A 26515-nucleotide genomic window follows, 5' to 3' on the forward strand; every position below is an offset into this window, starting at 1 on the left:
CCGTAGGGGCATGGCCCTTCAGTTCACTCTGTCGCAGCAGGTGGCGCGCCTTCTGTCGGGCTGTCCCGCGACCGTGAGGGGCCGCGTCCTGCGCGAGCTGTCCCAGCGGCTCTCGGGCTCCCAGCCGCCCCCGCGCCGGGGGCTGGAGGTGGGAGTGCTGCGCCTGCCCTCGGGCTTCCAGGTCAGCTACCGGCTGGACCGGGAGCGCCAGCGGGTGGAGATGCTCGACCTGGCCGGCGCGCCCGGCTAGCAGCGCCGCGTTGCTTCCTTCAGGAAGTGGCGCAGCGTGTTCAGGTCCACCGGCTTGGGCACGGCACCGAGGATGCCCTCGGGCAGCGGGTGGGCATCCCCCGCGCCGGACACCACCACCACCGGGAGCGAGCGCAGCGCGGGGTCCTCGCGCACGTGCCGCATCAGCTCCCAGCCGCTCATCACCGGCATCATCAAATCCAACACCATCACCGCGGGCCGGGGCTCGCCCCGCAGCCGCTCGAGCGCCTGCAGTCCGTGCTCCGCCACGTCCACCTCATAGCCGAGTGCTTCGAGGAACTCGGCGAGCAACTCCCGGCTGTCCGCATGGTCCTCCACGACGAGGACGCGGTTGCGCACTTCGCTCATTGTCCTCCTGGCCTTCCTTCTCGAGCGCGGGCCATAGCACGACCCCACCCCGAGGGCCGGAAAGACGCTTGCGTCCGGTTCCGCCAGGGTTGGCTCCTGGACCGATGGCGCACCTCCGGGGACCGGAAAAACCGCCCGGCGTGGCGGGTTGGGCCCGAATCGTTCGACGTGGGACATCCAGGGTCCTCGGCGAAGACGAAAACCAGGTCCCATGTCCGGAGCAGGATGTGAATGGTCACCCCGTCACCTGTCGGCTCCAGCGCGGGAGACGACCTGTGGCGTTCGGTTCACCTCTGGGGGCGGTGGCCGGGGGAGCCCTGAGGCGCGCTGCCCCAACCTCTCGTTCCGGCGAGCACTATTAGGGTCCCAGATTTTCGCGACTACCCATCCTGTCCTGTCGCGGGCGGCCTCTCCGGCTCTAAGCAGACGGCCTGATGGGTCGCCTGCGCGAGAGTCAGAAAACCACCATGGGACAACCGTCGACCGGCAAGCTGGCAGCGAACGTGGGAGAGATCGCGCGCGAGGCGCGGATACGTTCGGGGCTGACGCAGGCCGACGTGGCGGAGCGGGTGGGGCTGGCGACGGAGGTGTACGGGCGGCTGGAGCGGGGACGGATGTTGCCCAGCGTGCCCTCGCTGCGGCGGTTGTGCATCGCGTTGCGGACGCCCTCGGACACCTTCCTGGGCCTCAACACGGGCGAGGTGGCCACCTGGGTGGCCGAGTCCTCCCCGCCCGAGTACGAGGAGGTGCCCGAGCTGCGCCGCCTCATGCGCACGCTGCGCAAGCTGGACGCCTCGCAGCTCAAGTTGATTGGCCTCGTGGCCGCGGCGCTGCAGAAACGTTGACCGCTGGCGGGCAGGCGGGCCCCTCCGTGGTTGTCAGGGCTTGTCTTACCCCGGGCGGGCTGGCGTCATGGGCGCCTTCCCCTGCACGGACGGGTGGACATGGCGAGCGAGCAGCGGCGTGTGAAGGCGGAGTGGACGGCCCGTGCGGCCCTGGTCCTGGCGCTGCTGGCGGGGTGGCTTCCGCTCGCGCCGGCTCGGGCGCAGGCGCCCACCACGCCGCCCGGCCTGCAGAGCCTCCCGGACGCGCCCCTGGCCGCCCCCGACGCGGGCCTGGTGCCCACCGAGGTGGACGTGCGGCGCGCCGAGGACGGCTTCGCGCTGCGGGGCACGGACGGAGGCACGCAGCCTGGCTTCGAGGCGCCCACGCTGGTGGCGGACGCGCCCGCGCGCTACCCCGAGGCGCTCGCCGCCCACCCGGTGGCGGGCACGGTGCGGCTGGAGCTGCTGGTGGACGAGGAGGGCGCGGTGGCCGAGGGGCGGCTCCTCCAGGGCCTGCACCCGCTGCTGGACGAGGCCGCCCTGCACGCCGCGCCCGGCCTGCGCTTCCTCCCCGCGAAGGTGGACGGAGCGCCGGTGCCGGTGCGGCTGCACTTCGAGTACCGCTTCGAGGCTCCCCAGCCGGTGGCCGAGGCCGGCACGCCCCAGGCACCCGTCACGTTGCGTGGGTTGATTCGGGCCAAGGGCAACCGCAAGCCGCTGGCGGGGGCCGTGCTCGTGTCGAGCGCCGCGCCGGACATGGCGGTGGAGACGGGGCCGGACGGACGCTTCGAGGCGCGCCTGCCCCCGGGCCGGCAGTCGGTGCGCATCAACGCTCCGGGCCACAAACCCGGCTTCTTCCTGGAGGAGGTGCGCCAGGGCGAGGCGCTCGAGGTGGTGTACGGCCTGGAGCCGCTGGTGGTGAATCCCTACGAGACGGTGGTGCGCGGAGACCGCGAGCGCACCGAGGTGTCCCGCGTCACGCTGCAGGACGCCGAGCTGCGGGAGATTCCCGGCACCATGGGAGACCCCTTCCGGGTGATGATGTTGATGCCCGGCGTGGGCAGCATGCTCTCGGGCATCTCGTACCCGGTGGTGCGCGGCAGCCAGCCGGCCGCCACGGGTTACTTCCTCGACGGCATCCGCGTCCCCATCCTCTTCCACCTCTTCCTCGGGCCGGCCGTCATCCACCCGGACTTCATCGACTCCATCGACTTCTTTCCGGGCAACCCGTCCCCGCAGTACGGACGGCTCACCGGTGGCGCGGTGGAAGGGAGGCTGACGCGGCCTCGCGATGACCGGCTGCACGGCAGCGCCTACGCGGACCTCATCAACGCGGGCCTCTTCCTCGAGTACCCCTTCCAGTCCACCGGCACCCACGTCTCGGTGGCCGGGCGCATCTCGTACACGCCGTGGCTGATTGCCCTGGCGGCCAACGCGGTGCAGCCGCCCGGTGCCAGCAGCTCGAAGCTGGTGCTGGACTTCTACGACTACCAGGCGCGCGTCGAGCAGGAGGTGGGGCCGGGCCGGTTGCGCCTCTTCGCCTTCGGCTCCTCGGACACCTTCGGCACCCAGGCGACGAGCGACGACGGCACCACCGCGCTGCAGTCCGTGCTCTTCCACCGTGTGGACCTGCGCTACCGCCACCCCGTGGGCGGCGGCGAGCTGGAGGGCGGCGTCACCTGGGGGTTGGACCGGTTCGCGCTCGGCAGTGAGAGCGCCTCCACCGGCGGCACCACCCTCGACATCGACCAGAGCAGCGTCACCGCGCGCCTGGGCTACCAGCGCAGGTTCGGCGAGGCCTTCTCGCTGCGCAGCGGGCTGGACGTGGACAACAAGCGCGCGGTCGTCTCGCTGCTGCAGCGCACCGCCTCTCCCACGGGCGGACCGTTCCAGGAGCTGAGCGTGGAGCTGCCGTTGGCGATCGCCACCTTCAGTGGCTTCTGGGCGGAGCTGCAGTGGGAGGAGAAGGACTCGCCATGGACGGTGGTGCCCGGCCTGCGCGTGGACAACTACCACCTGTCCGGCGGCATCAACCATGTCGTGGTGGAGCCTCGCCTCACCGCGCGCCGGAGGCTGGGCGAGCAGCTTACCCTCAAGGGCGGCGTGGGCCTCTACCACCAGGCGCCCACCACGCTCATCAGCCTGCCCGTCGTGGACATCGCGGCGTTGGACCAGGGACTGCAGCAGGCGCTGCAGGTGTCGGCGGGCGTGGAGTACAAGAACCTGTGGGGCTTCGACGTGAGCCTGGATGGGTACGTCAACCCGATGCTGCGCACGGTGGAGCTGACGCCCTTCGGCAACGAGGAGGCGCCCATCCAGACGCCGGACGTGCCCGATGGGATTGGAGACCCGAGGGACCCGAGGAATCCGGTGCCCTCGCCCGGGCCCGGCGGCCGGCGCGTGGTGCGGGGCATGGCGCAGGAGCAGATTCCCGTGCCGGACATCGGGTTGCCGGACGTGAGCAGCCGGGGCCTGTCGTACGGCCTGGAGCTGCTCATCCGCCGGCCACTGGGGGGCAACTGGTTCGGCTGGCTGTCGTACTCGCTGCAGCGCAGCACGCGGCACGTGCGCTTCACCCGCTTCAACGACCAGGACGTGCCAGTGGGCCAGGACGAGGCGGATCTGCCCTACGTCTTCGACCAGACGCACGTGGCCAACCTGGTGCTCAGCTACAAGTTCGCCAACAACTTCACGGTGGGCGGGGTGCTGCACTTCAACACCGGCCGTCCCGAGTCGGGCAACCTCACCAGCCGCACGATGACGGAGGGAACGGACAGCCTCGGCCAGCCGCGCTGGGTGCGGGTGGACCGGGACAAGGTGGACCGGCTGCCACCCTTCTTCCGCTTCGACCTGCGCCTGTCCAAGGCCTGGGCCTACGACACCTTCACGCTCGAGGCCTACCTGGACATGCTCAACGTCACCATCAGCCAGGAGGTCATCGCCTTCGACTACGCGGGGGGCATCGGTTTCCCCCTGGAGAAGCGCCCGACGGGCGTGCCCATCGTGCTGCCCATCCTCGGCCTCAAGGGCCGCTATTGATCCAGCACGTCACCGAGGCGGGTGGCGTTCAGGGCACGATCGAACCACTGGTCGAGGAGTGCCAGGTCCCTGCACATCAGGATGCGCTGCCGGGACTGCTCGTCGAGGGGGATGCCCCGCACGGTGAGAATCCGTACCACGTCCTGGGCGCGCCCCCTCTTCAGTCCCCGCTCAACGAGTTGCTCGCCATAGCTTCGCATCAGCTCCTCCGCTTGCTGCTCATCCATCACGGAATGTAACACCTGCCCCGTGGCCTGACGGCTGCGCTTGTCCCCGATCCAGATGAGGTAACGGATGGCCACGCGCAGATGTTCGGTACCCTCGGGAGCCGCCTGTACTTGCGCCAACAAGGCCGTCCACTCCGGGAGACGGTCCGCCAACTCCCCGGTACGCCCATAGCGCAGGACGAGCCACGCCAGCCGGGCCAGCGGCGGGCCAGGACGCGCCATCAGCGAGTACGCGGAATCCTCTATCCGGACAATGCGCGCCAGGTCATGGCCGACACCGGGAGGGTCATGGCATACTGTTTTTCCGCACCGTCCTCCGGGGCTTCCCAGCGCCTGTCCCAGGTGGAGGTGGAGGTGGGGGGATTTCATGACGTCATCCTGGGTTCCAGAGCCCGAGCTCGCGTGGCAGCTCCATGCCGAGTGTCCGGATGCATGCATCCTCTTCCAGCCCGTGCGGGACGAGGCCGGCGTGCTGCTCGACTTCCAGGGCACGGCCCTCAATCCGGCCGCCGGGGCGTTGGTGAACGGCCTGGGCCCCTCCCTGTCCACATGGAATGGCGTGCTGCGCGGTCTGCCGGAGCGCAGTGCCCTGGGCCGGGTGCTGGAGACGGGCACCCCGCTGTCCTTCGAGGTGTACGGCCCGCTGGACGGCACGGAGCGCTGGTTCCGGGCCCGGGCGCTGAAGCGGGGGGAGGGCTTCTCGCTGTGGCTCACCGACATCACCGAGCTCTCCTCGGAGCGGCATGCGCTGCGCGAGGAGCTGGGGAAGGAGCGGGCCGCGCGCGCCCGGGAGGAGCACCTGCGGTTGGCGCTGGAGACGGCGCGGATGGTGACGTGGGAGTGGTCGGAGGCCCGGCTCACCCTCCACTGGTCCCCCAACGCGGAGGCCTTCTTCGGCCATCCACCCGGAGGGCTGGGCGACACCATGGAGTCCTTCCTGGAGCGGGTGAGCCCCAACGAGCGGACGCGCGTGGCCGAGGCCTTCCTGCGGGGGCTGTGCGACGAGGGCCCCTACACCTTCCAGTTCCGCGCGCCCTGGCCGGACGGCACCCAGCGCTGCTACGAGCTGGTGGGACAGGCGTTCCGCGAGCAGGGCCGGCCCACGCGGATGCTCGGCGTGGTGATGGACTGCACCGAGCGCGAGCAGTCTCAAGCCGCGCTGCGCGAGGCCGAGGAGCGCTACCGGCTGGTCTCCTGGGCCACCAATGACGTGGTGTGGGACTGGAACCCCGACGGCGAGCACATCCACTGGGGGGAGTCGAGCCGCACGGTGCTCGGCTACGCGCCCGAGGAGATGGGCGGCATGTCCTGGTGGGAGCAGCAGCTGCACCCCGATGACCGGGCGCTGGTGCTGCGCAGTCTCGAGCACGTGCTGCGCTCCGGCGGCGAGTCGTGGATGGCCGAGTACCGCTTCCGGCGCAAGGACGGCACCTACGTGCACGTGCTGGACCGGGGGCTGGTGGCCCGGGATGCCCAGGGGCGCCCGTCGCGGATGATCGGCTCGATGATGGACATCACCGAGCGCAAGCGCGCGGTGGAGCGGATGCAGGAGGAGGCGCAGTTCCGCGAGCGCTTCATCGGCATTCTCGGGCATGATCTGCGCAACCCGCTCAACGCCATCATGCTGTCGGCGCGGCAGTTGCGGCGGCGCGGCGCCATGTCCCCGATGCAGCAGCAGCTGGCCCAGCGCATCGAGACGAGCGCGGCGCGCATGGGGAACATGATCTCCGACATCCTCGACCTGACGCGGGCGCGGCTGTCCGGGGGCATCCCCCTGCACCTGTCACCCACGAGCCTGCCCTCGGTGTGCCGGCAGGTGGTGGAGGAGCTATCGGTGGCGCACCCGGGGCGCGACATCCTCGTGCAGGCCGAGGGCGCGGGAGAGGGCATCTGGGATCCGGAGCGGCTGGCCCAGGTGGTGAGCAACCTGGTGGGCAACGCGCTGGAGCATGGCGAGCGCGAGGGGCCCGTCTTCGTGCGCTGCCGGGACGACGCCGACCAGCAGGTGCTGGAGATCTCCAACCCGGGCACGCCCATTCCGGGCCACCTGCTGGCCACGCTGTTCGATCCCTTCCGTCAGGGGGGCACGATGCGGAGCGGGCGGGGCAGCGGACTGGGGCTGGGGCTCTTCATCGTCCGCGAGCTCGTCGAGGCCCATGGAGGCCAGGTGTCGGTGCGCTCCACGGAGGACGAGGGGACGACGTTCACGGTGGTGCTGCCCCGGGACGCGCGAGGCTCGGCCCGGGACACCGGCGGCGACGCCCTCCCGGAGGAGGCGCACACCGGATGAGGCCCGGGCCGGGACTCAGGCGTGGGCGCTGGACGTCTCGACGTGGCGCAGGGTGAAGAAGGCCACCTCGGGGGAGGTGCCGCGGCGCAGGTAGGGCCCGCCGAAGCCGAAGCCCAGCCCCATGTTCACGTACAGCTGGTTGCCGCGCACGTGGTAGTGGCCCTGGATGTAGGGCTGGCCCGCGCGGCGGAAGAGGGCCTCGGTGAGGCCGCGCACCACGAACTGGCCCCCGTGCGTGTGCCCGGAGAACTGCACCAGGTTGCCATTGGGCGGCAGCTTGTCGATGGTGGGCGGCGCGTGCGTGAGCACCAGGCGCGTGCCCGACTCGGGCGCGCCCCGGAACGTCGTCTCCACGTCGTCGCGGTGCGTGCGCCCATCGTCGATGCCCAGCACCGTCAGCGGCGCCCCGCGCAGGTGCACCACCCGGTGCTCGTTCTGCAGCACCGTGTAGCCCAGCCGCTCGAAGCCCGTGCGCAGGTAGTGCGCGTCCACCCAGTGGTCATGGTTGCCCAGCACCGCGAACACCGGGCTGGAGAAGCCGGCCAGCAGCTCGATGACGCGCGGCAGCGGCTTGGGGCTGTGCGTGACGTAGTCGCCCGTGAGGAACACCAGGTCCGGGTTGCGCGCGTTCACCTCGGCCACCGCGCGGCGGATGCGCACCGCCGACGTCGCCTGGCCCACGTGGATGTCCGACAGGTGCGCGATGCGCAGCCCGTCGTGCTCCCGGTGCATCCCCGGCACGTGCAGCACGTTCTCCGACAGCGTGAAGTGGTCCCTCCACCTCAGCCGCGCGTCCGGCCGCAGCGGATCCGGCCCGATGGCCTTCAGCTCGTTCCGCTTCATGTGGTTCCGGTGCGGCCCGGACGCGGGGGCGGAGACCGCCTGGGCGGTCTGGGGAGCGGAACGTCGGCGGGCGAGTCTCAAGGCCATGAATTTCCTTCCGTCGGCGGGGAACGGCTCGAATTGTAGAGGACACCGGCCACGGACGACGAGGCCCTGCCCCGGGTTCGCCTGCCCGGTCTCCAGCCGATGTCAGCGGGCGGAAGGTCAAGGCCGGGACGTCTCCAAAAATTCCGGGCCGCCGGCATCCCGCCCGGCGGCCCGGTGATGGAACGGGCTTCCTCAGTGGCCGCGGAGGACCGTGAGGCCCTTGTTGGTGAGCACGTACAGCATCGCCGGCTTCACGGTGGGGTCATACAGCAACTGCTTCACCACCACACCGTCGATGCCCTCGACGTGCGACACGCCCTTCTGTCCTTCCATGCGCCAGAGCCCGAAGCCCTCGGTGCCGATGAAGAGCGAGCCATCATCCGTGGCCGCCAGCGAGGTGAGCCGGTCGGTGGGCAGCCCCGCGACCTTGGTGCCATGGGCCTCGGAGCGGCGCGCGATGCTCATCTTCCACAGGCCGTATTCCTTGCTCGCCAGGTAGTAGAGCCCGTCCTGGGTCTGCTGGATGCCGCGCCAGGAGTCCATCTCGGGCTCGGCGTTGACCTCGGGGAGGAAGGAGTTGAGCTTCTCCGGGTTGAGCGTCTGGCTGGTCTTGTCCCAATCCGCCAGCAGCTCCGAGGGCGTCACCACGCCGATGCTCCACTCGTTGCCGATGAGCACGTCGCCGTTGGGCGCGATGCCCAGCGCGTACGTGTAGCCGGCCATCTGCGTCAGGCCGCCGTCCGGCTTGGGCTTGAACCACACCGGGTGCCGGTGGCTGTTGTAGACGGTGCCCTGGATGCGCGTCACGCCGTGGTTGGTGCCGATGTACACCTGACCGCGATGCTTGCCGCGCATCACCCTGGTGCAGCTGAGCACCGAACGGTCCTCGTCGAAGTGGTGGTCGTTCGTGTTGCGGATGCCGATGTCCTGCGGCCCGTTGCCGCGCGCCGAGCGGCTCAGGTGCGTCTCCAGCGCCACGCTGCCATCCGGCTGCAGCTTCACCACGTCCAGGTCACCCTTCTGGTACTCCTGGTAGCGCACCGGATCGAACCGCGTGGGGTCCGGATCATTGTAGTTGGGGAAGTTGCTCCCATCCGGGCTGTAGATGAAGGCGCTGTCCAGCTCGTACGTGTGGTAGCCCACGTAGGCGCGGCCCGCGCTGCCTCCGCAGATGACGGTGGAGCCGAGGGCCAGCTTGTCGGGCCCGAAGCCCGGCGCCGCCTGGCCCACGCCGCTCGTCCACCGCGGCGAGCTGTCCCCGGGCCGCAGCACGCCGATGCGGTCCCCGTCGAGCAGCCAGAGGTTGTACGCGTCGTCCACCGCCACCGCCCGCACGTCCCCGAGTCCGTAGCGGCTCGAGTAGTTCACCACCGGCTCGTTGGGCCAGGGCCCCTCCGTCACCACCGGATCCGTGGGACCGGGGTCGAGGGGGCCCGGGTCCACGGGAGGGGGCTCCGTGGGGCCCGGGTCCACGGGAGCGGGCGGCTCGGTGACGGGGGGCTCCGTGACGGGAGGCGGCTGCCCGGCCTGCGGAGGCGGCTCCTCGGACCGCGTCGGGTTCTCATCCCCTCCCGGGGTGCGCGGCTCCTCCGCCGTGTTGCCGCAACCCCACGCCACCATCGCTCCCACCGCCCACGCCCCCAACAGTCTGCGCATGACCTCTCCCGCCTCCTCGGGCCTCGTCTCCGGACGAGTCTCGAAATACTCCGGGGAGAGCAATCGCCGTACCCGCGAGGGTGAGGCGCCGCGGGGGAACGCGCGTGCCGCGGGCGGTGCCACGGAGGGAAGCGGATTCCCCCTCGCGTTCCCCGCCAGGCCAGGGAGGGGGCGGAAAACGGCCGGGCCCGCTTCCCAGCGAGGGAAACGGGCCCGGCTCGTGTCCTGGGGGTGTCCGAGGGGAGTGTCCCAGCGGTTACCCTACTTGTTGCTCTTCTTGACCCCCTTGGGGCTCGTGGCGTGGATCTCCACCGCGACGGGCTCCTGGCCCTCGAGCTGGAACTTCGCGCGCACCTGGGCGCCCTCGGGGATGGCGCCGATCTCCACCTTCTTGCCGTCCAGCATCACCTTCGTCTGGTCACGCACGTCCAGGTTGGCGTCGGGCAGGCCCTGGCGCGCCAGGGTGATGCCCTCCTTCGCCTCGCCCTTGACGGTGCCATTGACGGAGAACGCCTTGTCCGCCTTGAAGGTGCCGTCCTTGTTGGTGTCGAGCCCCACCTTGGCTTCCGCCTTCTTCACGGTGTCCTTGATGGCCGGAGCGACCTCGGTGGCGTCCAGGCCCGTCTTGACGCGGCTCGTGTCGTTCTTCTGGTTCTCCTCCACGGCCTGGGTGTTCTTCTGGGCCTGGGTGTCGTCCGCCTGCGCCAGGGCAGCCGTGCTCAGCGTGAAGACCAGTGCGGCCAGCAGCTTCTTCATGATGACCCCTCCATTGCATGTGGGATACCTGCCGCGAAACGGTGGTACCCGGAGGGGCCGGCGCCAACCCGGCGCCACTCCGGACGAGGCGTGCAGTCCGGAGGGCAGGCAGGCGGGAAGGCGGGGAGGGGCCGGGAGGGGAGGGCGGCGCTAGACGCAGCGGTCACACAGGCCGCGCAGCTGGATGTCCACCGAGCGGGCGGCCACGGACCTGGGTGCTCCCTTGGTCGACGTGAGGCGGACGGACTCGGAGGGCAGGCAGGCCACGGAGCCGCAGTCGGTGCACGTGAAGTGCGGGTGCGTGCCCTGGTGGGTCTTTTCCTCGCGCTTGAGCTCGAAGCGCCAGACGTGGTCCCCGAGGTCCGCCCGCATCACCAGCCCGGCCTCGGTGAGGTCCGTGAGGTTGCGGTAGATGGTGACGCGGTCGTAGCCCTCCTCTCCCAGCGCCTCCACCAGATCGGCGTGGCTCAAGGGGGAGGTGGCGGTTTCCAATTCGCGCAGCACGGCGACTCGGGGCGAGGTGCTGCGCAGCCCCGCGGCGCGCAGACGATCCTGGTACTCGGTCAGCTTCGGCTGGGTTGCGTTCTTCCTGGCAGCCATTTCCATCCGCATAACCCAACTCCTCGAAAGTTGCATCTCACTTGCTACGCATGAGGTGGCGCCGCGTGCATTTTCGCGAGTTCCGGCCGGTGGGGGAACGGCCGGGCGGCCCCGGCATTCCGCGCGCTCCCCCCTTCACGTACGGGAGAATGCGTAGTGCTGGGGGCCATGGTGCAACGGGATTGTAGGTGAAGTACGGTTGCATTGAACTCCCGGTAACAGGGAGCGGCCCTGCTGTCCACCGGGAGCCCGCCGGGCCCGGGGCGAGCGGCGCGTCCGTCAGGAGCCGTGGGTGCAGCGCTTCCCGTGCTCACAGGCGGGCCCGTGGACATGGGCCTGGGGAAGCACGAGGAGCGGGACGGGCGCACCGGGCCCGGCGTGCCCGTGCGTGCAGCCAGGACCGTGGACGTGGGCCCGGGAAGTCAGGACAAGGGATGGACGTGTCCCAGGTGTGGGATGGGCATGGCCGGGGCCGTGGCCGCACGCGGGCCCGTGCACGTGCAACTGGGAGAGCGTGTCGCCGGTGGGGACGGCGCCCTCGCCGGAGTCCGCGCCGGGCAGCAGCTGCGTGAGGAAGCCGCGCGGGCCCTGCCGCAAGAGCGAGGCGAGGAAGAGCGCCCCCAGCAGCACCAGCCCCGCCCACTCCCACGGGCCCTCGTGCTCCGCGTGCCGCGGGACGTGGGCGAGTCCCGTCTGCGCGGGGAGGAGCGCGTTGAGCGCCAGGCCGAGGGCCACGGACGTGACGGCCACCGACGCGCCGAAGGCCAGCGTCACCTTGCGCCCATGCAGCCGGGCCATCACCGCGAAGGTGGTGACGTTGGTGGCGGGGCCGGTGATGAGGAAGGCGAGCGCGGCGCCCGGAGACAGGCCCTTGTGCAGCAGCACCGCCACCAGCGGCGTGGCCCCCGAGGCGCACACGAAGCTGGGCACGCCCAGCAGCGCGAAGAGGGGCACGTCCAGGCCCGGCGGCAGGCGCGAGAGCCACTCGGCCGCCAGCAGCGGCTCCACCAGGGCCGCCATGCCCAGGCCCACGAGAATCCACGGGGCCGTGTGGTCCACCGACTCGACGAGCCCCTCGCGCAGCCCGTGGGCCAGCCGCTGGCGCAGGGGCGGGGGGGGGCCCGCCGCCGCCGGGGACGTCATGGCGGCCACCTGGGAGGCGGGAATCAACCGGCTCACGAGGACGCCGGAGAGCACGGCCACGGTGAAGGCGCCGCCCAGGCGCGCCAGCGTGAGGGGCCAGCCAATCAGCGGCACCGAGACGAGGAAGGCGCTCACGCCGAGCTCCGGCGCGGCCACCAGGAAGGACAGCGCGGCGGCGAGGGGGACGCCCTTGCGGATGAGGCCGCGGTACACGGGCAGCACCCCGCACGAGCACAGCGCGAGGGGCAGGCCCACCACGGTGCCGCGCAGGGCCTGCGACAGCGAGGCGCCCCGCTTGAGCCAGGCCAGCGAGGCCTCGCCGAGGAAGGCCTGGAGGACACCGGTGAGGACGTAGGCGGCCAGCAGCGCGGGCGCCGTCTCCAGCGACAGGTGGAGGAAGGTGGTGCCCGCGCCGAGCTCTCCGGGCTGCGCGCCCAGCACCGGGTGCGCGTGCGAGACGAGCACCAGCAGCGCCACGGCCGCGACGGCCCCCAGCCCCGCGGCGAGCCGCTGCCCGGGCTCCTGCGCGCCGCCCGCGCGTCCCCGGAAGAGGGCCGGGAGGAAGGCGCCCGCGCTGAAGGACTGGACGAGCGCGGCCGCCTGGAGCGGCCCGGGCTCGAGCACCAGGCCCCCCCAACCCAGGCCCGCGCCTCCGACGAGCGCCACGGCCCCCAGCAGCGCGCTCGCGCCTGGCGTGCCCACCACCGGGCGGACGAGCCACCACAGGCCCAGGCCCAGCGGCAACCGGTGCAGCACCACCGCGGCCAGGGCGAGCGAGCCACTCCCGGCGCCGTGCAGGGACAGCGCCCGCCCCTCCAGCGCCGCGTGCACCGCCAGCCCCACCACCGCCAGCACCGGCCCGGCCGTCGCGGGCAGCCGCCGCCCCAGCGCCAGCGCCAGGCCCAGGCCCACCCCCGCGGCGCCCAGCGCTCCCATCCCCGCCAGCGCCAGGCCGTGCGGGAGGATGTGCACCAGCACCATGCCGCCCAGCGCCACGAGGACGAGCCCCTCCAGCGCCGCCGTGGCCGTCCGCCTTCCCCTCACACACCACTCCACCAGGGGGGCCAACACCCACGCCGCCAGACTCAGGGGAAGCGTCATCGGGATATCCTCGCAATTCGGGACAGAGCCGCGACACTAACTCCCCGCCGTTGTATCTGCAATACGATGGCAATGGGGCCGGCGGCGGGGAGGCCGGGCTCAGGGGCTCCGGGGGAGCGCCACCGGGCAGCAGTCCCGGCAGCGGCGGCGGTTGAGCCCGTGCGCCACCACCAGGGTGGTGCCGCCCGCCAGCGTCATCGCCGTCTCGGCCACGCCCTCGGGGAGCACCGTCTGGGCGAGCCCCAGCAGGGCCAGTCCCGCGGTGCCCAGGGCGAGCACGCGCCAGTCCCGGTGTTGGCGGAAGCCCGGCACGAAGCTGACCCCGCCGAGGACGGCCGCCAGCGGCAGCACGGCGAGGTGGAGGGGGGCCTCCTCCAGCGACTGGCTCAGCACCGCGGGCAGCGCGCCCAACGCCAGCGGCAGCAGCGCGCAGTGGGCCATGCACAGCACCGACAGCGCCTGGCCCCACGCATCCCAGCGTCCGGCCCGGAGGGCGCCCTCGTCCACTCGTGCCAGTGTCTCGCGCATCATGGGTCCGGGTTCTTAGATGAGGGTGAAGGGCCGCGGCAACCGTGCTGCTCGCGCCTCCACGAATCAGATGTATCCCCGTTACAAAAGCAAAACAGGAAATCTCATCCCGGGATTCGTGGGGAGGCCCGCTTTCCCGAGCGGAAAAGCGCGGGCTCCGTTGCGTGGAAGATGTTCGTACCGGGCGAGTGCCGGTAGCTTCACTCCAGGTCCGGCCCGCTGGGGGGACCAGGAACGTCACACCACCTGAAGGGAAGAACAGCCATGAGCCACGGTACCCACCACCACGCCTCGCACGATCACCAGCACTCCACCGGCTGCGGCCACAAGGCCGTGCAGCACGGTGACCACGTGGACTACCTGCACGAGGGCCACCTGCACCGCGCGGAGGGCCCGCGGTACAACGAGTGCCGCATCGAGGCGAACACGGCGAACCCCGCGCAGTGCACGCCGGCGCACGCCTGCGCCGACCACGCGAAGGACCACCAGCACGGGGCCCAGTGCGGCCACGAGGCGGTGCCGCACGGCGACCACGTGGACTACCTGGTGGGCGGCCACCTGCACCACCCGCACGGCACGCACTGCGACGACCACGGCGCCCTGCGCGTGGTGGCCTGAGCCGCCGCTTCCCCGCGGAAGGGCGGAACCCCCCGCTCCCCGGGCGCCCCCATCAAGGGGCCTGTCCTAAAATCGTTGCATGTCCTAGCGTCCGCTTGTGACGAGTCCCGGGGCGCCGCACGCTCCGGGCTCCAGCCTGCGTGGAGGGCGGGACGTGTCAAGGGTGCTCGTAATCGAGGACGATGCGGACTTGCGGACCATCCTCTGCGAGCTGCTCTCGCTGTCCGGCGCGCAGGCGTGTGTGAGCGCCGGCTCGCTGGAGGAGGTCCAGCGCAAGCGCGTCGAGGCGCTCGGGTGCGGGCTGGCCCTGCTGGACATCAACCTCGGAGCGGGGGTGCCCAGCGGGCTGGATGCGTACCGCTGGTTGAAGGAGAACGGCTTCACCGGGCGGACCGTCTTCCTCACCGGCCACGCCCGCTCCCACCCGCTGGTGCGCGAGGCCCTGGAGCTGACGAACGCCCAGGTCGTCTCCAAGCCCATCGAGTCGAATGTCCTCCTGGCGCTGGTGAAGGGCGGTTCCCATGGGACCGGAACGCTCTAGGCTGCGCGCGCTCGGGGTGGTGGAGGAGGAACTGCTCGGCCGGGGCTGGCGGGGCGCCTTCTTCGGCAACCTCCTGGTCGCCTTCACGGAGCTGGCCTACGTCTTCATCGACTACCGGGTGTTCCGTGGCGCCCTCCTGCTGCCGGTGCTGCGCGCGCTGCATGTGCTCTGGGTCCTGGGGGTGCTGGGGCTCCTGTTCGCGCGCCGGCGCCGCCTCACCCCGGCGCTGATCAACGGCGGCTTCGTGGGCGGGGTGCTGCCCTTCCTGCCCATCTTCGCCCTGGCCGAGTCCTTCATGACCGGCTCGGGGCTCATCTGGGTGCCCATGACGGGCCACCGGCTGGTGATGTTGGCCATTGGCGTGCTCGCCCCCACCGGGCTGTGGCTGGGAGGAGGGCTGATCGCCGCCTTCGCCCTGGAGGCGGGGGTGCTCTGGTTCGCGCTGGGGCTCGGGAGCCACCCGGGGGTGCGCTCGCCGTGGGAGCCCTGGGTCACCCTCATCTACGGGGGCGTGGCGCTGACCATGCTGGCCTACCGGGTGCGCAGCCACACCATCGAGCTGAAGCTGCGGGAGGTGCGCGCCGAGGCCGAGGCCCTGGAGCGGCTGGCCCGGCTCTTCCTCGCGGTGCGCGACGCCACCAACACCCCGCTGCAGACGCTGGAGCTGAGCATCGCCCTGCTGCGCCAGCGCAGTCCCGAGAGCGAGCCCACCCTCGCCGCCATGGAGCGGGCCGTGCACCGGATACGCTCCCTCACCCAGCGCCTGGGCAGCGTGGATCCGCTGCTGGTGTGGCGCGAGGGCGATGAGTCCTTCGACGCCGATGCCATGCTGCGTCACCTGGAGGAGGACTTGGCGCGGGAGCTCGAGCGGCGGCGTCATTGAGCCGCCCCTTGTCAACCCCGCCACCCATCCCCACTTTTCCGCTCGGCACCCACACGAAAGGGACATCCGATGCCGGAGAAACAGACCCTCCAACGCGCGCGTCAGGCGAAGCGCACGGGCAAGAAGCCCACGACGCAGGCCAGTGAGTTCGTCCGCGAGGAGATGCACCACATGAAGGAGGGCAAGCACGGGCCCGAGTCCCGCCAGCAGGCCATCGCCATCGGCCTCTCCAAGGCGCGCCGGGCCGGTGTGGACCTGAAGCCTCCCTCCGCCGGCCAGGCCTCGCGCAAGACGCGCCAGAGCGCCCGGAGCGCGTACCGCCTGGGACAGGAGGAGGGGGAGCTGAGCGGCACGAAGACCTCCCGCCGCTCCACCACCGGACGCGAGCGCGCCACCGCGCGCAAGAGCACCCCGGCACGCAAGCGCACCACCACCCGGGGCACCAAGACGGGAGGCCGCACCGCCGCCGCGGGCCGCACCGGCCGCGCGAAGACGGCCTCGCGCAAGGGCACCGCCCGCAAGGGTTCGTCCACGTCCCGGAGCCGCTCCTCCTCTCGCACGACGAAGTAGCCGCGTGCGCCTCCGGCGGTGAGCCCACGGGCCGGCCCTCCTTTTCCCGGGGCGCCGGTTCTGCTTTCGTGGCGCTCGCCCCCCATGGCCCGCTCCCCGCGACGCACGACGCCTCCCGCCCCCCCCGTGTCTCCCGCTCCGGGCTCGCGCCTGGACGCACCGCGGGCCCGGATGCCGGCGTGGGCGCTCGTCCTCGCCGTGGCGCTCGGGGTGCGCCTGGCGTACCTGCTCACCGCGCACGGGCCCGCCTTCGACGCGCCGCGGCTCGAGGCCGGACGCGCGAGGCGCTCCAGGCCTACGAGTCGTTGCTGCGCTGGTACCCGCGCGAGGCCCTGCTTCGAGAGCGGCTGGCTCTCTTGCAGGGCACCGCGCGGGACGGCGGGCCCTGAGGGCCTGGCGGGGCACTCTTCGGGGCGGGCCCGCCGTCCCCCACCAGCTTCATTCGCGAAGGCAGGGCACGCATCGCCCCCGGGTGCGTGAACGGGCGGGGAGGGGCTCGGCCGCCTGCCCGCGGGTGTTCCGCTGACCGATTGGGTTCTCCCCGGCCGCGTTCCTAGCTTGCCTGGAGGTGCGCGCAGGAGGCGGATGATGCTGTGTGAGAACTGCCGGGCGAGGCCCGCGGTGGTGTTCTTCAAGCAGCAGTCGGGCGAGGGGCGGGAGGACACCCTGGGCCTGTGCAACCACTGCGCGAGTGCCATGAACGTGGAGCCGGGTTCCCTGCCCTCCGGCTCGTTGGAGAGCCTGTTCGCGCAGATGATGGGGCCGCGCGCGCGGCGGGAGAACATCCTCGCGCAGATGTCGGAGCTGGCGCAGCAGGTGCTGGAGCACGCGGCGCGGCTGACGCTGGAGTGGGGTTATGAGCGCATCCGCACCGAGCACCTGTTGCTGGCGCTCATCCACAAGGTCCCGGACATCCGCGTGGCGCTGGAGATGGAGGGGACGGACGTGGCCGAGTACGAGGCCCGGCTGGAGCATGTGATGGAGCGCCGGGCGCCCCGCCGCGCCGAGGGGGTGGGGTTGTCCTCGGGGATGAAGCGCGTGCTGCAACTGGCCCGGCTCCAGGCGGCGCAGATGGGGCACACCTTCATCGGCCCCGAGCACCTGCTGCTGGCCCTCATGGCCGAGGGCGAGAGCTTCGCCGCCCAGTTCCTCTCCGACATCGACGCGGACGAGCTGCGGCAGTTGTTGAAGGCGCCCGCGGTGCCGGCCAGCGCCGCGAGTGGACGGGGCACGGACGCGCTTCCACCGAACCTCACCCGCTTCACGCGGGACCTCACCGCGCTGGCGAAGGCGGGCGAGTTGGATCCCATCATCGGCCGCGAGAAGGAGATCGCCCGCTGCATCCGCATCCTCAGCCGCAAGACGAAGAACAACCCGGTGCTCATCGGCGAGCCGGGCGTGGGCAAGACGGCCATCGCCGAGGGCCTGGCCCAGCGGATTGTGTCGGGCGAGGTGCCCGATGTGCTCAAGGACAAGAAGGTGCTCTCGCTGGACCTGGCGAGCGTCATCGGCGGCTCGAAGTTCCGCGGTGAGTTCGAGGAGCGCTTCAAGGGGCTGATGGACGAGATTCGCGCCCTCAAGGGCAAGGTCATCCTCTTCATCGACGAGGTGCACACCCTCGTCGGGGCGGGGGCGGGCGAGGGCTCGATGGATGCGGCCAACATGCTCAAGCCCTCCCTGGCGCGGGGCGAGCTCCAGTGCCTGGGCGCCACCACGCTCGACGAGCACCGCAAGCACATCGAGAAGGACGCCGCCCTGGAGCGCCGCTTCCAGCCGGTGATGGTGGCCGAGCCCACCCCCGAGCAGGCCATTGAAATCCTCCGGGGCCTGCGCGACTCGTACGAGGCCCACCACCGGGTGAAGATCACCGACGCCGCGCTCACCGCCGCGGTGGAGCTCTCCGACAAGTACATCAGCGACCGCTTCCTGCCGGACAAGGCGATCGATCTGCTCGACGAGGCGGCGGCGATGGTGCGGCTGGGAGCGCACACCGAGCCGGGCCGGATGAAGGTGCTGGAGGAGCGGCTGGCGCAGAAGGAGAAGGACAAGGAAGCCGCGGTGGCGGGCGAGCGCTACGAGGAGGCCTCGCGGCTGAAGGGCGAGCTGGAGGCGCTGCGCGCGGAGGTGGACGGGCTGCGCACGCAGTGGCAGCAGGCCCGGGGCCTGGCCGAGCCCATCGTCCCGCCGGAGGCGATCGCCACGGTGGTGAGTGAGTGGACGGGGATTCCGGCGAAGAAGCTGCAACAGGAGGAGTCGCAGCGGCTGCTGGAGATGGAGCAGTCATTGCGCCAGCGCGTGGTGGGCCAGGAGGAGGCCCTGCGCGCCATCTCCGAGGCGGTGCGCCGGGCCCGCGCGGGGCTGAAGGATCCGGGGCGGCCCATCGGCTCGTTCATCTTCCTGGGGCCCACGGGGGTGGGAAAGACGGAGACGGCACGGGCGCTCGCCGATTACCTGTTCAACGACGAGAGCGCGATGCTGCGCTTCGACATGTCCGAGTACATGGAGCGGCACACGGTGAGCCGGCTCGTGGGCGCGCCTCCGGGGTACGTGGGCTACGAGGAGGCCGGCCGCCTCACCGAGTCCGTGCGGCGGCGGCCCTACTCGGTGCTGCTCTTCGATGAGATCGAGAAGGCCCACCCGGATGTCTTCAACCTGCTGTTGCAGATATTGGACGACGGGCGGCTCACCGATTCACACGGGCGCACGGTGGACTTCAAGAACACCGTCATCCTCATGACGTCCAACCTGGGGGCCGAGCAGCTGGGTCTGCGAAAGGGAGCGCTGGGATTCCAGCGGCCCTCGGAGGGCGGGGTGAGCCTGGAGGACGAGCGCGTGGCCTCGACGGTGATGGACGCGCTGCGCCAGCACTTCCGGCCGGAGTTCCTCAACCGCATCGATGAGATCATCGTCTTCCACGCGCTGGACCGCGAGCAGCTCAACCGCATCGTGGACGCGATGCTGGCGTCCACGCGGCGCAAGCTGCACGGGCAGAACATCCTGTTGGAAGTGCGGGAGGCGGCGAAGGACGAGCTGGCACGGCGCGGGTTCGACCCGAAGTTCGGTGCCCGGCCGCTGAGGAGGGTCATCCAGCGAGAGCTGGAGACGGAGCTCAGCCGGATGCTGCTGCGAGGGGCCGTGCACGAGGGAGACCGGCTGGTCGTGGACTTCGTGGACGGGCGGTTCACCTTCGGAATCGAGGGACGGGCCGCCGTGCAGGAAGCACCGGTGCACTGAGCCCCCATTTCCCCCCATTTCCTCCAGTGCCCCCAATTTCCCCTCTCCCGGAGGGAGAGGGACTGGAGGCTCAAGCGTGGACCTCTTCGTGCCGTCCACCCCGGGGCCGCTCTTCTCTCACCATGGCCTTCCGTGTGTCCCGCCTGCGCGCGCGCACGCTCACCCCCACCGAGATACCGATACACGTCACGATGATGGCCACCGAGACCAGCGGGGTGACGTGGACCCAATCGGACAGGATCATCTTCAATCCGGCGAAGGCGAGCACGGCGGCCAGTCCCCAGTGCAGGTAGCGCAGCTCGTGCACCGTCTTGGCCAGGGCGATGTACAGCGCGCGCAACCCGAGAATGGCGAAGACGTTGGACGTGTAGACGACGAACAGATTGTGGCTCACGGACAGCGCCGCCGGCACCGAGTCGATGGCGAAGGCCACATCGGACAGCTCGATGGCGATCAGCGCGATGAGGAGGGGAGTGGCCTGCCACTTGCCGTCCACGTGCTTGAAGAACTGCTTGCCCTCGTACTCCGAGGTCACGGGCAGGCGCTTCTCGAGCCAGGCCACCACCTTGTTGTTGCCCGAGGACTCCTCGGAGGGATGGCGGCGGGCCACGCGCCAGGCCGCGACGAGCAGGATGGCACCGAAGATGTAGACCACCCAGTGCCAGCGGGTGAGGGCCTCCAGGCCCAGGAAGATGAACAGGCCCCGGAACACGAGGGCGCCGAAGATGCCCCAGAAGAGCACGCCCCGCTGTTTGTTCTCCGGCACGCTCAGGCTGGCGAAGATGACGAGGAAGACGAACAGGTTGTCCAGGCTGAGGCTCTTCTCGATGAGATAGGCGCCCAGGTACTCCTGGGCGGTGGTGCCTCCGTGCCTGGCCCAGACGAAGAGGCCGAAGGCCAGGCCCACGGCGATCCACATGGCACTCCAGAGATAGGCCGCCTTCTTCGTCTCCCCGCGCTTGGACCGATGGGCCAGCAGGTCGACGAGGATCATCGCCACCACGATGACTCCGAAGATGCCCCACTCCCAGGGGGCGATCCGCTCCGGATTCATGGGCGGACCTCCGGCGGGCGGGGACCCGTGTTGGCCAGGCTGCCGGATGGATGAGCCATGCACACCTCCCGGCCCCGAGCACGGGGCCGTGTGGGGAAGCTGACAATGCAGGGCCCCAGCAACAACCAGGGTTCCTCCCGTTTTGTCATCCCGTGTGCGCTTCCTCCGCGCGGAGGCCGCACACCGTGCGACGAGCATGGCGCCTGTTCGCCCGCCCTCTCTACAGTTCGTGGCTGCCTTCGCCGCCCCCCGGAGCATCCTATGGATGGAGCCGCAACGACGCCGTACCAGTCCTGGTTGGAGTCCTTCGCCTCCGCGCGGGAGGGCATGGCCGGCACCATCCACGTGCGGCGCGGCGAGGTCCTGGAGCTGGTGGCCGCGCACAACATCCCGCCGCCGGTGGTGGAAGCCGTGCGCACGGTGCCTCGCGGCAAGGGGATGGCGGGCCTCGCCCTGTCCACCCGCGAGCCGGTGCAGACCTGCAACCTCCAGACGGACGAGAGCGGCCGCGTGCATCCAGGGGCTCGCCGGGTGCCCGTGCGCGCGTCGGTGGCCCTGCCGGTGTTCGACGCGGCCGGAGAGGTGCGCGCGGTGGTGGGCATCGCCTTCCTCCACGAGGGAGACCTGCCCGCGGAGACGATGCGAGCCCTGATGGCCGCCGCGGCTGGACTGCCGCCCGGCGGCCCGTGACTCCCGCCCCAGCGGCTTCCGTCAGCGACAGGTCCATCACCCGCGAGTAGAAGGTCAGCTCGAAGGAAACTCGCGGGTCGAGTGCGAACAGCTGAGGATGCGACATGTGCCACCGTCCTGAGCCCATACCCGTCGCCGCGCACCACCCACGCAGGCGCGGACATTGCCAGCCGGTGGGCTTCGTACTCGTCATGCTCCTCGCTGGAGCTTCTGCCGCGGCTCCGCCGGAAGCCCGGGATGTCTCCAGCCTCCTCGACTGCCGAGGCACGGACGGTCCCGTGGAGCGGGGCTACAAGGTCCCCGGACGCAACCCCGACTCACAGATGCCTTGGGAGTTCTTCCTCGGCAATGCGTCGCATCGGCTCATCGCGTACATGTACAAGGTTCGCTACCCTACCCGGAGGACCTTCCACAACAAAGAGACCCTCCTGAATGTCATTCGCACGGAGCGGCTCGGAGATTGGACTCTTCTCTCCGAGGCCGAGCGCAAGCTGCGTCCCGACATCATGGACCTGACGATGTGGAGCGTCTTCGAGATCAAACCCTGCCATGAGCGAGGTCTCCAGGAGGGTCTCCAGCAGGTGGGCGCGTACCTCGCGACGCTGAACCGGATTGCGACGCCAGCGGCACGGTTCTCCGGGGGAAGGGATTTCCAGGGGGAAGTCCTCGTCCAGTTCGATCGAGGGGTGCACATCTGGCGGTTGGAGTGGAGAACCACCACGCCCGGTGTCACCTTGTATCGTTGGACCAGGAGCCGGGAGCGTCTCGACTCCGTTACCGCGGCGTATCAAGCGCAGCAGTGGCTCGAGATTTCCGGAGAGGAGTTGAAGCAGTATGGAGGATGGGTGGGTCAGGCCGTGGAAGACATGGTGGAGCGGCGCGAACGGCTCGCCAGCTTCAGCGGCGCCGTCGGAGTCGCCATCGATTTCATCGGGACAGCGGCCGTGCTGATCTTCTCCTCGACCTCCTCGGGGAGTGGAGCGTCATCCCCAAGGGCTGGTCAGCCAACCCAGGCCCCCCCATCTCCAGGTGGCAAGGTGCTCCCCTTTCCCAGCAAGCCTCCCCCCAGCGCCACTCCGGTGCGGCCGGCCGCTGGTGGCATGTAGTGGGTTTGCCCGCATGCAACTTCCTTCCTTCCTGCACGGTTCACGGAGCGAGACCCAGCGCAAGGCCGCGGCCGAGGGGCGTCGCTGTGCCCGGCAGTACCTGAAGAGTGGCTCCTTCACGCTGCCGCGAGAGAGGGTCGAGCTCGCGCCCGGTGACGTGGTGAGCCTCCATGGCGGCTCGGACTTCCAGCAGCACCTTCCGGCGTGGCGTCTGTACCAGCTCTCGGACGTGGAGATGAGTCTGTGCGAGGCCCTGGAGCATGGCGACTGGAGACAGGCGGAGGAGCACTACGAGGTGTTCTTCCGCGAGACCGCCTGGGGCGCGCTGTACTACGCCACCGCCGAGAAGCCCCCCGAGAGCGCCGAACGCACCTCCCTGCGCATCCAGGCGGTGCTGCGCTCGTGGGCGACGCTGGAGACGGCGCGCTACCACTACAAGGAGCCCGGCGTCGTTCTGGACCTGAGTGGGCTCCTGGGCCGTGCCCTGGACTGGGTCCTGGAGGGCTGGTGTCCCGAAGGGGGAGACTCCGTGCGCACCCGCCTGGAAGTCGCGGCTGCTCGCATGGCCAACGCCAACCGCGAGGACTGCGAGGAGGTCATTCTCAGGTGCCTGCCGCGGGTCTTCCCGTTCGCGGAACAGCTCCAGCACCCGGAGACCGTGACCGACATCGCCTTCTGGCGTGAGCGGCTCCCCACTCTCGACGCCGAATCCTTCGAGCGTATCTCCGCGGCGTCCCCCATCCGCGTGACGCAGTTGCTGTATCAGTGGGACAGGCTGCTCTCGGAGCCCTGATGGCCGCCGCGGCTGGACTGCCGCCCGGCGGCTCGTGACTCCCGCTTCCTAGCGGCGCGGACCCTCGGGGAGGGCCGGCTCGAGCGCCACCGGCTCCAGCGGCTCCGCCAGCTTCAGGCCCATCACCTGCGAGTAGAAGGCCAGCTCGGCCTCCAGCGCCTTCTTCGTGTCCGTGGTGATGCGCGGGCCATACGGCTCGCCGTCCACCGGCAGCATCGCCGTCGCCACCCCGTTGGCGCGCAGCTTGCCCATCATCTCCTCCGTCTCCCGCTGCGTCGTCTGCCCATCCAGCCTCGCCTGGATGAAGAGCACCGGGCTGCGCTTGATGTTGTCCAGGTGCAGGCACGGCGAGCGGTCCTGCAACAGCTGCCGCGACTCCGGCTGCGGCCCCAGCACCTGGTCCATGTAGTGCGCCTCGAACTTCTCCGCGTGCTCCACCAGCGTCTCCAGGTTCGCCACCGCGCTGGCGCTCGTGCCGCAGCGCAGGATGTCCCGGAACGCCAGCAGCGACAGCGTCGTGTACCCGCCCGTGCCTCCGCCTCGCGCCACCAGCCGCCGCGCGTCCACCTTGCCCTCCTGCACCAGCCGCAGCGCCGCGTTGGCACAGTCATCCACGTCCATCACGCCCCAGTTGCCATACAGCGACAGCCGGTACTCGCGCCCATACCCCGTGCTGCCCCGGTAGTTCACGTCCACCACCGCGAAGCCCCGGCTCGTGAAGTACTGGATGCTCCAATCCAGCTTCGTCGACGCCGAGGCCGTGGGGCCTCCGTGGCTCATGATGAGCAGCGGCGGCTTCTCGCCCGCGGGCGCCACGTGGTCCGGATTCGTGGGCGGGTAGTACCAGGCATGCGCCTCGCCCAGCTCCGTGGTGGGGAAGTGCAGCGGCTCGCAGCGCGACAGGTAGGGCACCAGCTCCTCGGGCATCCGCGTGGACGCCTTGAGCACCTGCGGCCTGCCCGACTCCATGTCCAGCCGCACCACGCTCGCCGGCTGCTCCGGCCCTCCGCCCACGAAGTACGCCGTGGCGAAGCCTCCGCGCACCTGCGACACGTCCGTGAACGGCGTGGCCAGCTCCGCGAACTGCCCCAGCACCACGTCCAGCCGCCCCAGCTTCCACTGGCCCTGCTCGTTGAAGGCACACACCACGTGCCTCGGCGAGATGAAGGCATACGTGGACATGCCCAGCTGCCACTGCGCCGCGCCGAACTCCGCCTTGCGCTCCAGCACCGGCACCACGCTGCGCCCCTGCAACCGGTACAGGTTCCACCAGTTGTTCCGGTCGCTCACGAAGTACAGCTCGCCCTGCGGGCTCCACTCGGGCTGGAAGATGGACTCCGTGGTGCCGCCCGCCACCAGCCTCGGGTGGTGCGGCACGCCCAGCTCGTCCACGTCCGCCACCCACAGCTCGCACCCGTCCCACGGCATGCACGGGTAGTCCCACGCCAGCCACGCCATGCGCCGGCCATTGGGGCTCAGCGTGGGCGAGGAGTAGAAGTCCCGCCCCTCCGCCAGCACCGTCTGCCTCTGCCCATCCAGGTCCACCGCCACCAGCGCGGCCTTCGGATGCCCGTCCTTGAGGTTGCGCCAGTCCTCGCGCACGCACACCACCCGGTTGCGCGTCCGGTCCATCACCAGGTCCCCGAAGCGGTGCTTGCCGCCCGTGTCCGCCGTGAGCGGCACCGGCGTGCGGCCCGGATTCACCCGGTACAGCCGTTGATCCACGTGCAGCCCGGTGCTCGCGTGGTTGACGAAGATGACCAGCCCCTCGGACACCGCGAACGAGCCGCCGCCATGCCCGTACACCAGGCTCTGCGAGCTGTAGGCCACCCGGCCCTCTCCCGCCGGGGGCAGCACGTCCGTGAGCGCCCCGTCCACCGAGCGCCGGACGATGGCGTGCCGTCCCCGCTCGCTGGGGCGCACCTCCAGCCAGTACACGTCATCGCCATCCACGGCCACCTCGCCCAGCGACAACGTCTGGGGGGCGATCATGCCGGCGGTGATGGGGGACTTCCATGAGCCGTAGGGAGCCTCCCGACTTGCGAGCGTCATGAGCAGGCCTTTCCGTGGGTACGCGTGAGGAGAACGGCCCTGTTTCTACCACCCCGGCCCAACGGGCCGTGCCGGGGGGGCGGAGCCGTTTGCGTGGGGAAGTGTCGCATTTCGCGCACCCGGCGTCGATCACCGCCCCCCCCGGGCCCGGCCGCCCGGGCCGGAAAGTTCCGCCCAGAGCCCCCCGGGGCCGCGCGGGACTACGGGCGCACGTTGTCGCGAATCCACTGGAGGTACGGCGCGTGGCCGTCCGCCACGTCCAGCCGCAGCACCTCCGGGCACTGGTAGGGGTGCATCTGCACCACGCGCTCGCGCAGGGCCTCGAAGTGCGTGGCGCGCGTCTTGAGGAGGAGCAGCGCCTCCGGCTCATCGTGCACCTTCCCCTCCCAGCGGTAGATGGAGCGCAGGCCGGGCACCACGTTGCCGCAGGCCGCCAGTCCCTCCTCCACCAGCACGCGGGCGAGCTCCGCCGCCTTGTCGGCCGTGGGCGCGGTCACCATGACGAGGATGGCATCGGTCATGGGTGCACTCATACCTGGAGCTGGCGCGCTCGGGCCAACTGCCCCCTGACCAGCTGGCACCCTGAGGCGGTGCGGGCTCGAGTGGTAGACGTCTACCACTCGGGTGTGTTGGTGTGTTGAAATATACCCCTTCAATGGTAGACGTCTACCATTGGCAAGGGTGAGGAAGGCTCGGGCCCTGGGCTCTCGTCGGGAGCAGGTGGGCGACGACGGCCCCCGGGGACGGCAAGCCCGGCCCGTGCCGTCCGGCTATGCTCCGGCGGCCGTGGCCGTGAGACGGGAGAAGCTCCGGGAGGAGTGCACATGACGCCGCCGAAGAGGCACCTGGGCCCGAAGCCGGGGCGGCCCGGCAAGGCTCCGCCCCTGCCCATTTCCGGCGAGGCCTTCCAGCTCGTCCCCCACGGGGCGGCGCTGGCCGTCGTCCAGGCCGGGCCCGGCCAGCGCGAGGACGCCTGTGGCGACGTGCTCACCCGGGCCCAGCTCGAGCAGGCGCTGTGCAACCACTGCATCCCCACGGTGCCGGCCTCGGCGCTCTCGGGCTACCTCTCCAGCCTGCACGCGCTGCCCGCCTTCGACAGACATGCCCCGGGCCCCTTCTCCCGGGAGCTGGGCACCAGCACGCTCTCGCGCGGCGACTGGCGCGGCACCCTCGGCGAACTGTCGGCCCGGCACGCCGGCATGCTTCCCCAGCAGGACCTCAACGCCGTGCGCTACAACCACCCCATCTTCGACCTGCGCGAC

General features: G+C 70.8%; 24 protein-coding genes. 13 read left to right on the forward strand and 11 right to left on the reverse strand.

The genetic code is table 11. The annotated features are described in order from the left end of the window. Positions 1-10 precede the first annotated feature (10 nt). On the forward strand, positions 11-250 hold the full coding sequence (locus AC16DP_RS29900; RefSeq protein ID WP_329730879.1) for a hypothetical protein: 240 nt from the start codon (positions 11-13) through the stop codon (positions 248-250). On the opposite strand, the gene AC16DP_RS29905 is transcribed toward AC16DP_RS29900, so the two are convergent. Then, positions 247-618: a response regulator gene (locus tag AC16DP_RS29905; protein ID WP_329730878.1), complete on the reverse strand. Its 372-nt coding sequence runs from the start codon at positions 616-618 to the stop codon at positions 247-249. The genes AC16DP_RS29900 and AC16DP_RS29905 overlap by 4 nt on opposite strands. Positions 619-1085: 467 nt before the next feature. Here AC16DP_RS29905 and AC16DP_RS29910 point away from each other — a divergent pair, with 467 nt between their 5' ends. Both AC16DP_RS29910 and AC16DP_RS29915 read left to right on the forward strand, forming a co-directional pair. Beyond that, positions 1086-1463: a helix-turn-helix domain-containing protein gene (locus AC16DP_RS29910; protein WP_329730877.1), complete on the forward strand. Its 378-nt coding sequence runs from the start codon at positions 1086-1088 to the stop codon at positions 1461-1463. 99 nt (positions 1464-1562) lie between these two features. After that, the gene (locus AC16DP_RS29915; protein WP_329730876.1) at positions 1563-4481 is read left to right on the forward strand and encodes a TonB family protein; all 2919 of its coding nucleotides are present in this window, start codon (positions 1563-1565) and stop codon (positions 4479-4481) included. Here AC16DP_RS29915 and AC16DP_RS29920 read toward each other — a convergent pair. Further along, entirely contained in the window at positions 4475-5077 is a 603-nt protein-coding gene (locus tag AC16DP_RS29920; RefSeq protein WP_329730875.1) for a hypothetical protein, read from the reverse strand. The two genes, AC16DP_RS29915 and AC16DP_RS29920, sit on opposite strands and share 7 nt — an antisense overlap. Between AC16DP_RS29920 and AC16DP_RS29925 the strand changes: the two genes are divergently transcribed. After that, the gene (locus tag AC16DP_RS29925; RefSeq protein ID WP_329730874.1) at positions 5076-6998 is read left to right on the forward strand and encodes a PAS domain-containing sensor histidine kinase; all 1923 of its coding nucleotides are present in this window, start codon (positions 5076-5078) and stop codon (positions 6996-6998) included. The genes AC16DP_RS29920 and AC16DP_RS29925 overlap by 2 nt on opposite strands. A gap of 15 nt (positions 6999-7013) precedes the next feature. Here the strand turns inward: AC16DP_RS29925 and AC16DP_RS29930 are convergent, their stop codons facing one another. From AC16DP_RS29930 to AC16DP_RS29955, 6 genes are all read right to left on the reverse strand, one after another. Next, entirely contained in the window at positions 7014-7928 is a 915-nt protein-coding gene (locus tag AC16DP_RS29930) for a metallophosphoesterase (protein WP_329730873.1), read from the reverse strand. A 192-nt stretch (positions 7929-8120) separates the two neighbouring features. Further along, a complete protein-coding gene (locus AC16DP_RS29935; RefSeq protein WP_329730872.1) occupies positions 8121-9584 on the reverse strand; it encodes a hypothetical protein in 1464 nt (487 codons plus the stop codon). A 261-nt stretch (positions 9585-9845) separates the two neighbouring features. Next, positions 9846-10340 (reverse strand): hypothetical protein, encoded by a 495-nt coding sequence (locus AC16DP_RS29940; RefSeq protein ID WP_329730871.1) that lies wholly within the window; start codon positions 10338-10340, stop codon positions 9846-9848. 150 nt (positions 10341-10490) lie between these two features. Beyond that, positions 10491-10940, reverse strand: coding sequence for a Fur family transcriptional regulator (locus tag AC16DP_RS29945; protein ID WP_329730900.1), 450 nt, complete (start codon positions 10938-10940; stop codon positions 10491-10493). Between the two features lie 279 nt (positions 10941-11219). Further along, positions 11220-13184, reverse strand: a complete 1965-nt coding sequence (locus tag AC16DP_RS29950) for a permease (protein WP_329730870.1) — start codon at positions 13182-13184, stop codon at positions 11220-11222. Between the two features lie 99 nt (positions 13185-13283). Continuing rightward, a complete protein-coding gene (locus tag AC16DP_RS29955; protein ID WP_329730869.1) occupies positions 13284-13715 on the reverse strand; it encodes a MerC domain-containing protein in 432 nt (143 codons plus the stop codon). Positions 13716-13976: 261 nt separating this feature from the next. Here AC16DP_RS29955 and AC16DP_RS29960 point away from each other — a divergent pair, with 261 nt between their 5' ends. The 5 genes from AC16DP_RS29960 to AC16DP_RS29980 all read left to right on the forward strand — a co-directional run bounded on the left by AC16DP_RS29960 (position 13977) and on the right by AC16DP_RS29980 (position 19558). Then, positions 13977-14330 carry a hypothetical protein gene (locus AC16DP_RS29960; RefSeq protein ID WP_329730868.1) on the forward strand — a complete coding sequence of 118 codons (354 nt, stop codon included), beginning with the start codon at positions 13977-13979 and terminating at the stop codon, positions 14328-14330. A gap of 154 nt (positions 14331-14484) precedes the next feature. Then, positions 14485-14871 carry a response regulator gene (locus AC16DP_RS29965; protein ID WP_329730867.1) on the forward strand — a complete coding sequence of 129 codons (387 nt, stop codon included), beginning with the start codon at positions 14485-14487 and terminating at the stop codon, positions 14869-14871. After that, entirely contained in the window at positions 14852-15754 is a 903-nt protein-coding gene (locus tag AC16DP_RS29970) for an ATP-binding protein (protein WP_329730866.1), read from the forward strand. Before AC16DP_RS29965 ends, AC16DP_RS29970 begins: the two co-directional genes overlap by 20 nt. A 69-nt stretch (positions 15755-15823) precedes the next feature. Beyond that, positions 15824-16324 carry a DUF6496 domain-containing protein gene (locus AC16DP_RS29975; RefSeq protein WP_329730865.1) on the forward strand — a complete coding sequence of 167 codons (501 nt, stop codon included), beginning with the start codon at positions 15824-15826 and terminating at the stop codon, positions 16322-16324. 588 nt (positions 16325-16912) lie between these two features. Further along, positions 16913-19558 (forward strand): ATP-dependent Clp protease ATP-binding subunit, encoded by a 2646-nt coding sequence (locus AC16DP_RS29980; RefSeq protein WP_414640756.1) that lies wholly within the window; start codon positions 16913-16915, stop codon positions 19556-19558. A 70-nt stretch (positions 19559-19628) separates the two neighbouring features. Here the strand turns inward: AC16DP_RS29980 and AC16DP_RS29985 are convergent, their stop codons facing one another. Then, positions 19629-20612 carry a TerC/Alx family metal homeostasis membrane protein gene (locus AC16DP_RS29985; RefSeq protein ID WP_329730863.1) on the reverse strand — a complete coding sequence of 328 codons (984 nt, stop codon included), beginning with the start codon at positions 20610-20612 and terminating at the stop codon, positions 19629-19631. 261 nt (positions 20613-20873) lie between these two features. Here AC16DP_RS29985 and AC16DP_RS29990 point away from each other — a divergent pair, with 261 nt between their 5' ends. From AC16DP_RS29990 to AC16DP_RS30000, 3 genes are all read left to right on the forward strand, one after another. Continuing rightward, positions 20874-21302 (forward strand): GAF domain-containing protein, encoded by a 429-nt coding sequence (locus AC16DP_RS29990; protein WP_329730862.1) that lies wholly within the window; start codon positions 20874-20876, stop codon positions 21300-21302. 323 nt (positions 21303-21625) lie between these two features. Then, positions 21626-22408, forward strand: coding sequence for a hypothetical protein (locus AC16DP_RS29995; RefSeq protein WP_483956899.1), 783 nt, complete (start codon positions 21626-21628; stop codon positions 22406-22408). Positions 22409-22421: 13 nt separating this feature from the next. Beyond that, positions 22422-23201: a hypothetical protein gene (locus tag AC16DP_RS30000; RefSeq protein ID WP_329730860.1), complete on the forward strand. Its 780-nt coding sequence runs from the start codon at positions 22422-22424 to the stop codon at positions 23199-23201. Positions 23202-23249: 48 nt separating this feature from the next. On the opposite strand, the gene AC16DP_RS30005 is transcribed toward AC16DP_RS30000, so the two are convergent. Beyond that, positions 23250-25253 carry a S9 family peptidase gene (locus AC16DP_RS30005; protein ID WP_329730859.1) on the reverse strand — a complete coding sequence of 668 codons (2004 nt, stop codon included), beginning with the start codon at positions 25251-25253 and terminating at the stop codon, positions 23250-23252. A 200-nt stretch (positions 25254-25453) separates the two neighbouring features. After that, a complete protein-coding gene (gene cutA / locus AC16DP_RS30010) occupies positions 25454-25774 on the reverse strand; it encodes a divalent-cation tolerance protein CutA (protein WP_329730858.1) in 321 nt (106 codons plus the stop codon). Between the two features lie 303 nt (positions 25775-26077). Between cutA and AC16DP_RS30015 the strand changes: the two genes are divergently transcribed. Further along, a partial coding sequence (locus AC16DP_RS30015; protein WP_483956900.1) for a hypothetical protein occupies positions 26078-26515 on the forward strand: 438 nt, incomplete at its 3' end.

Source organism: Archangium sp., assembly GCF_057119385.1.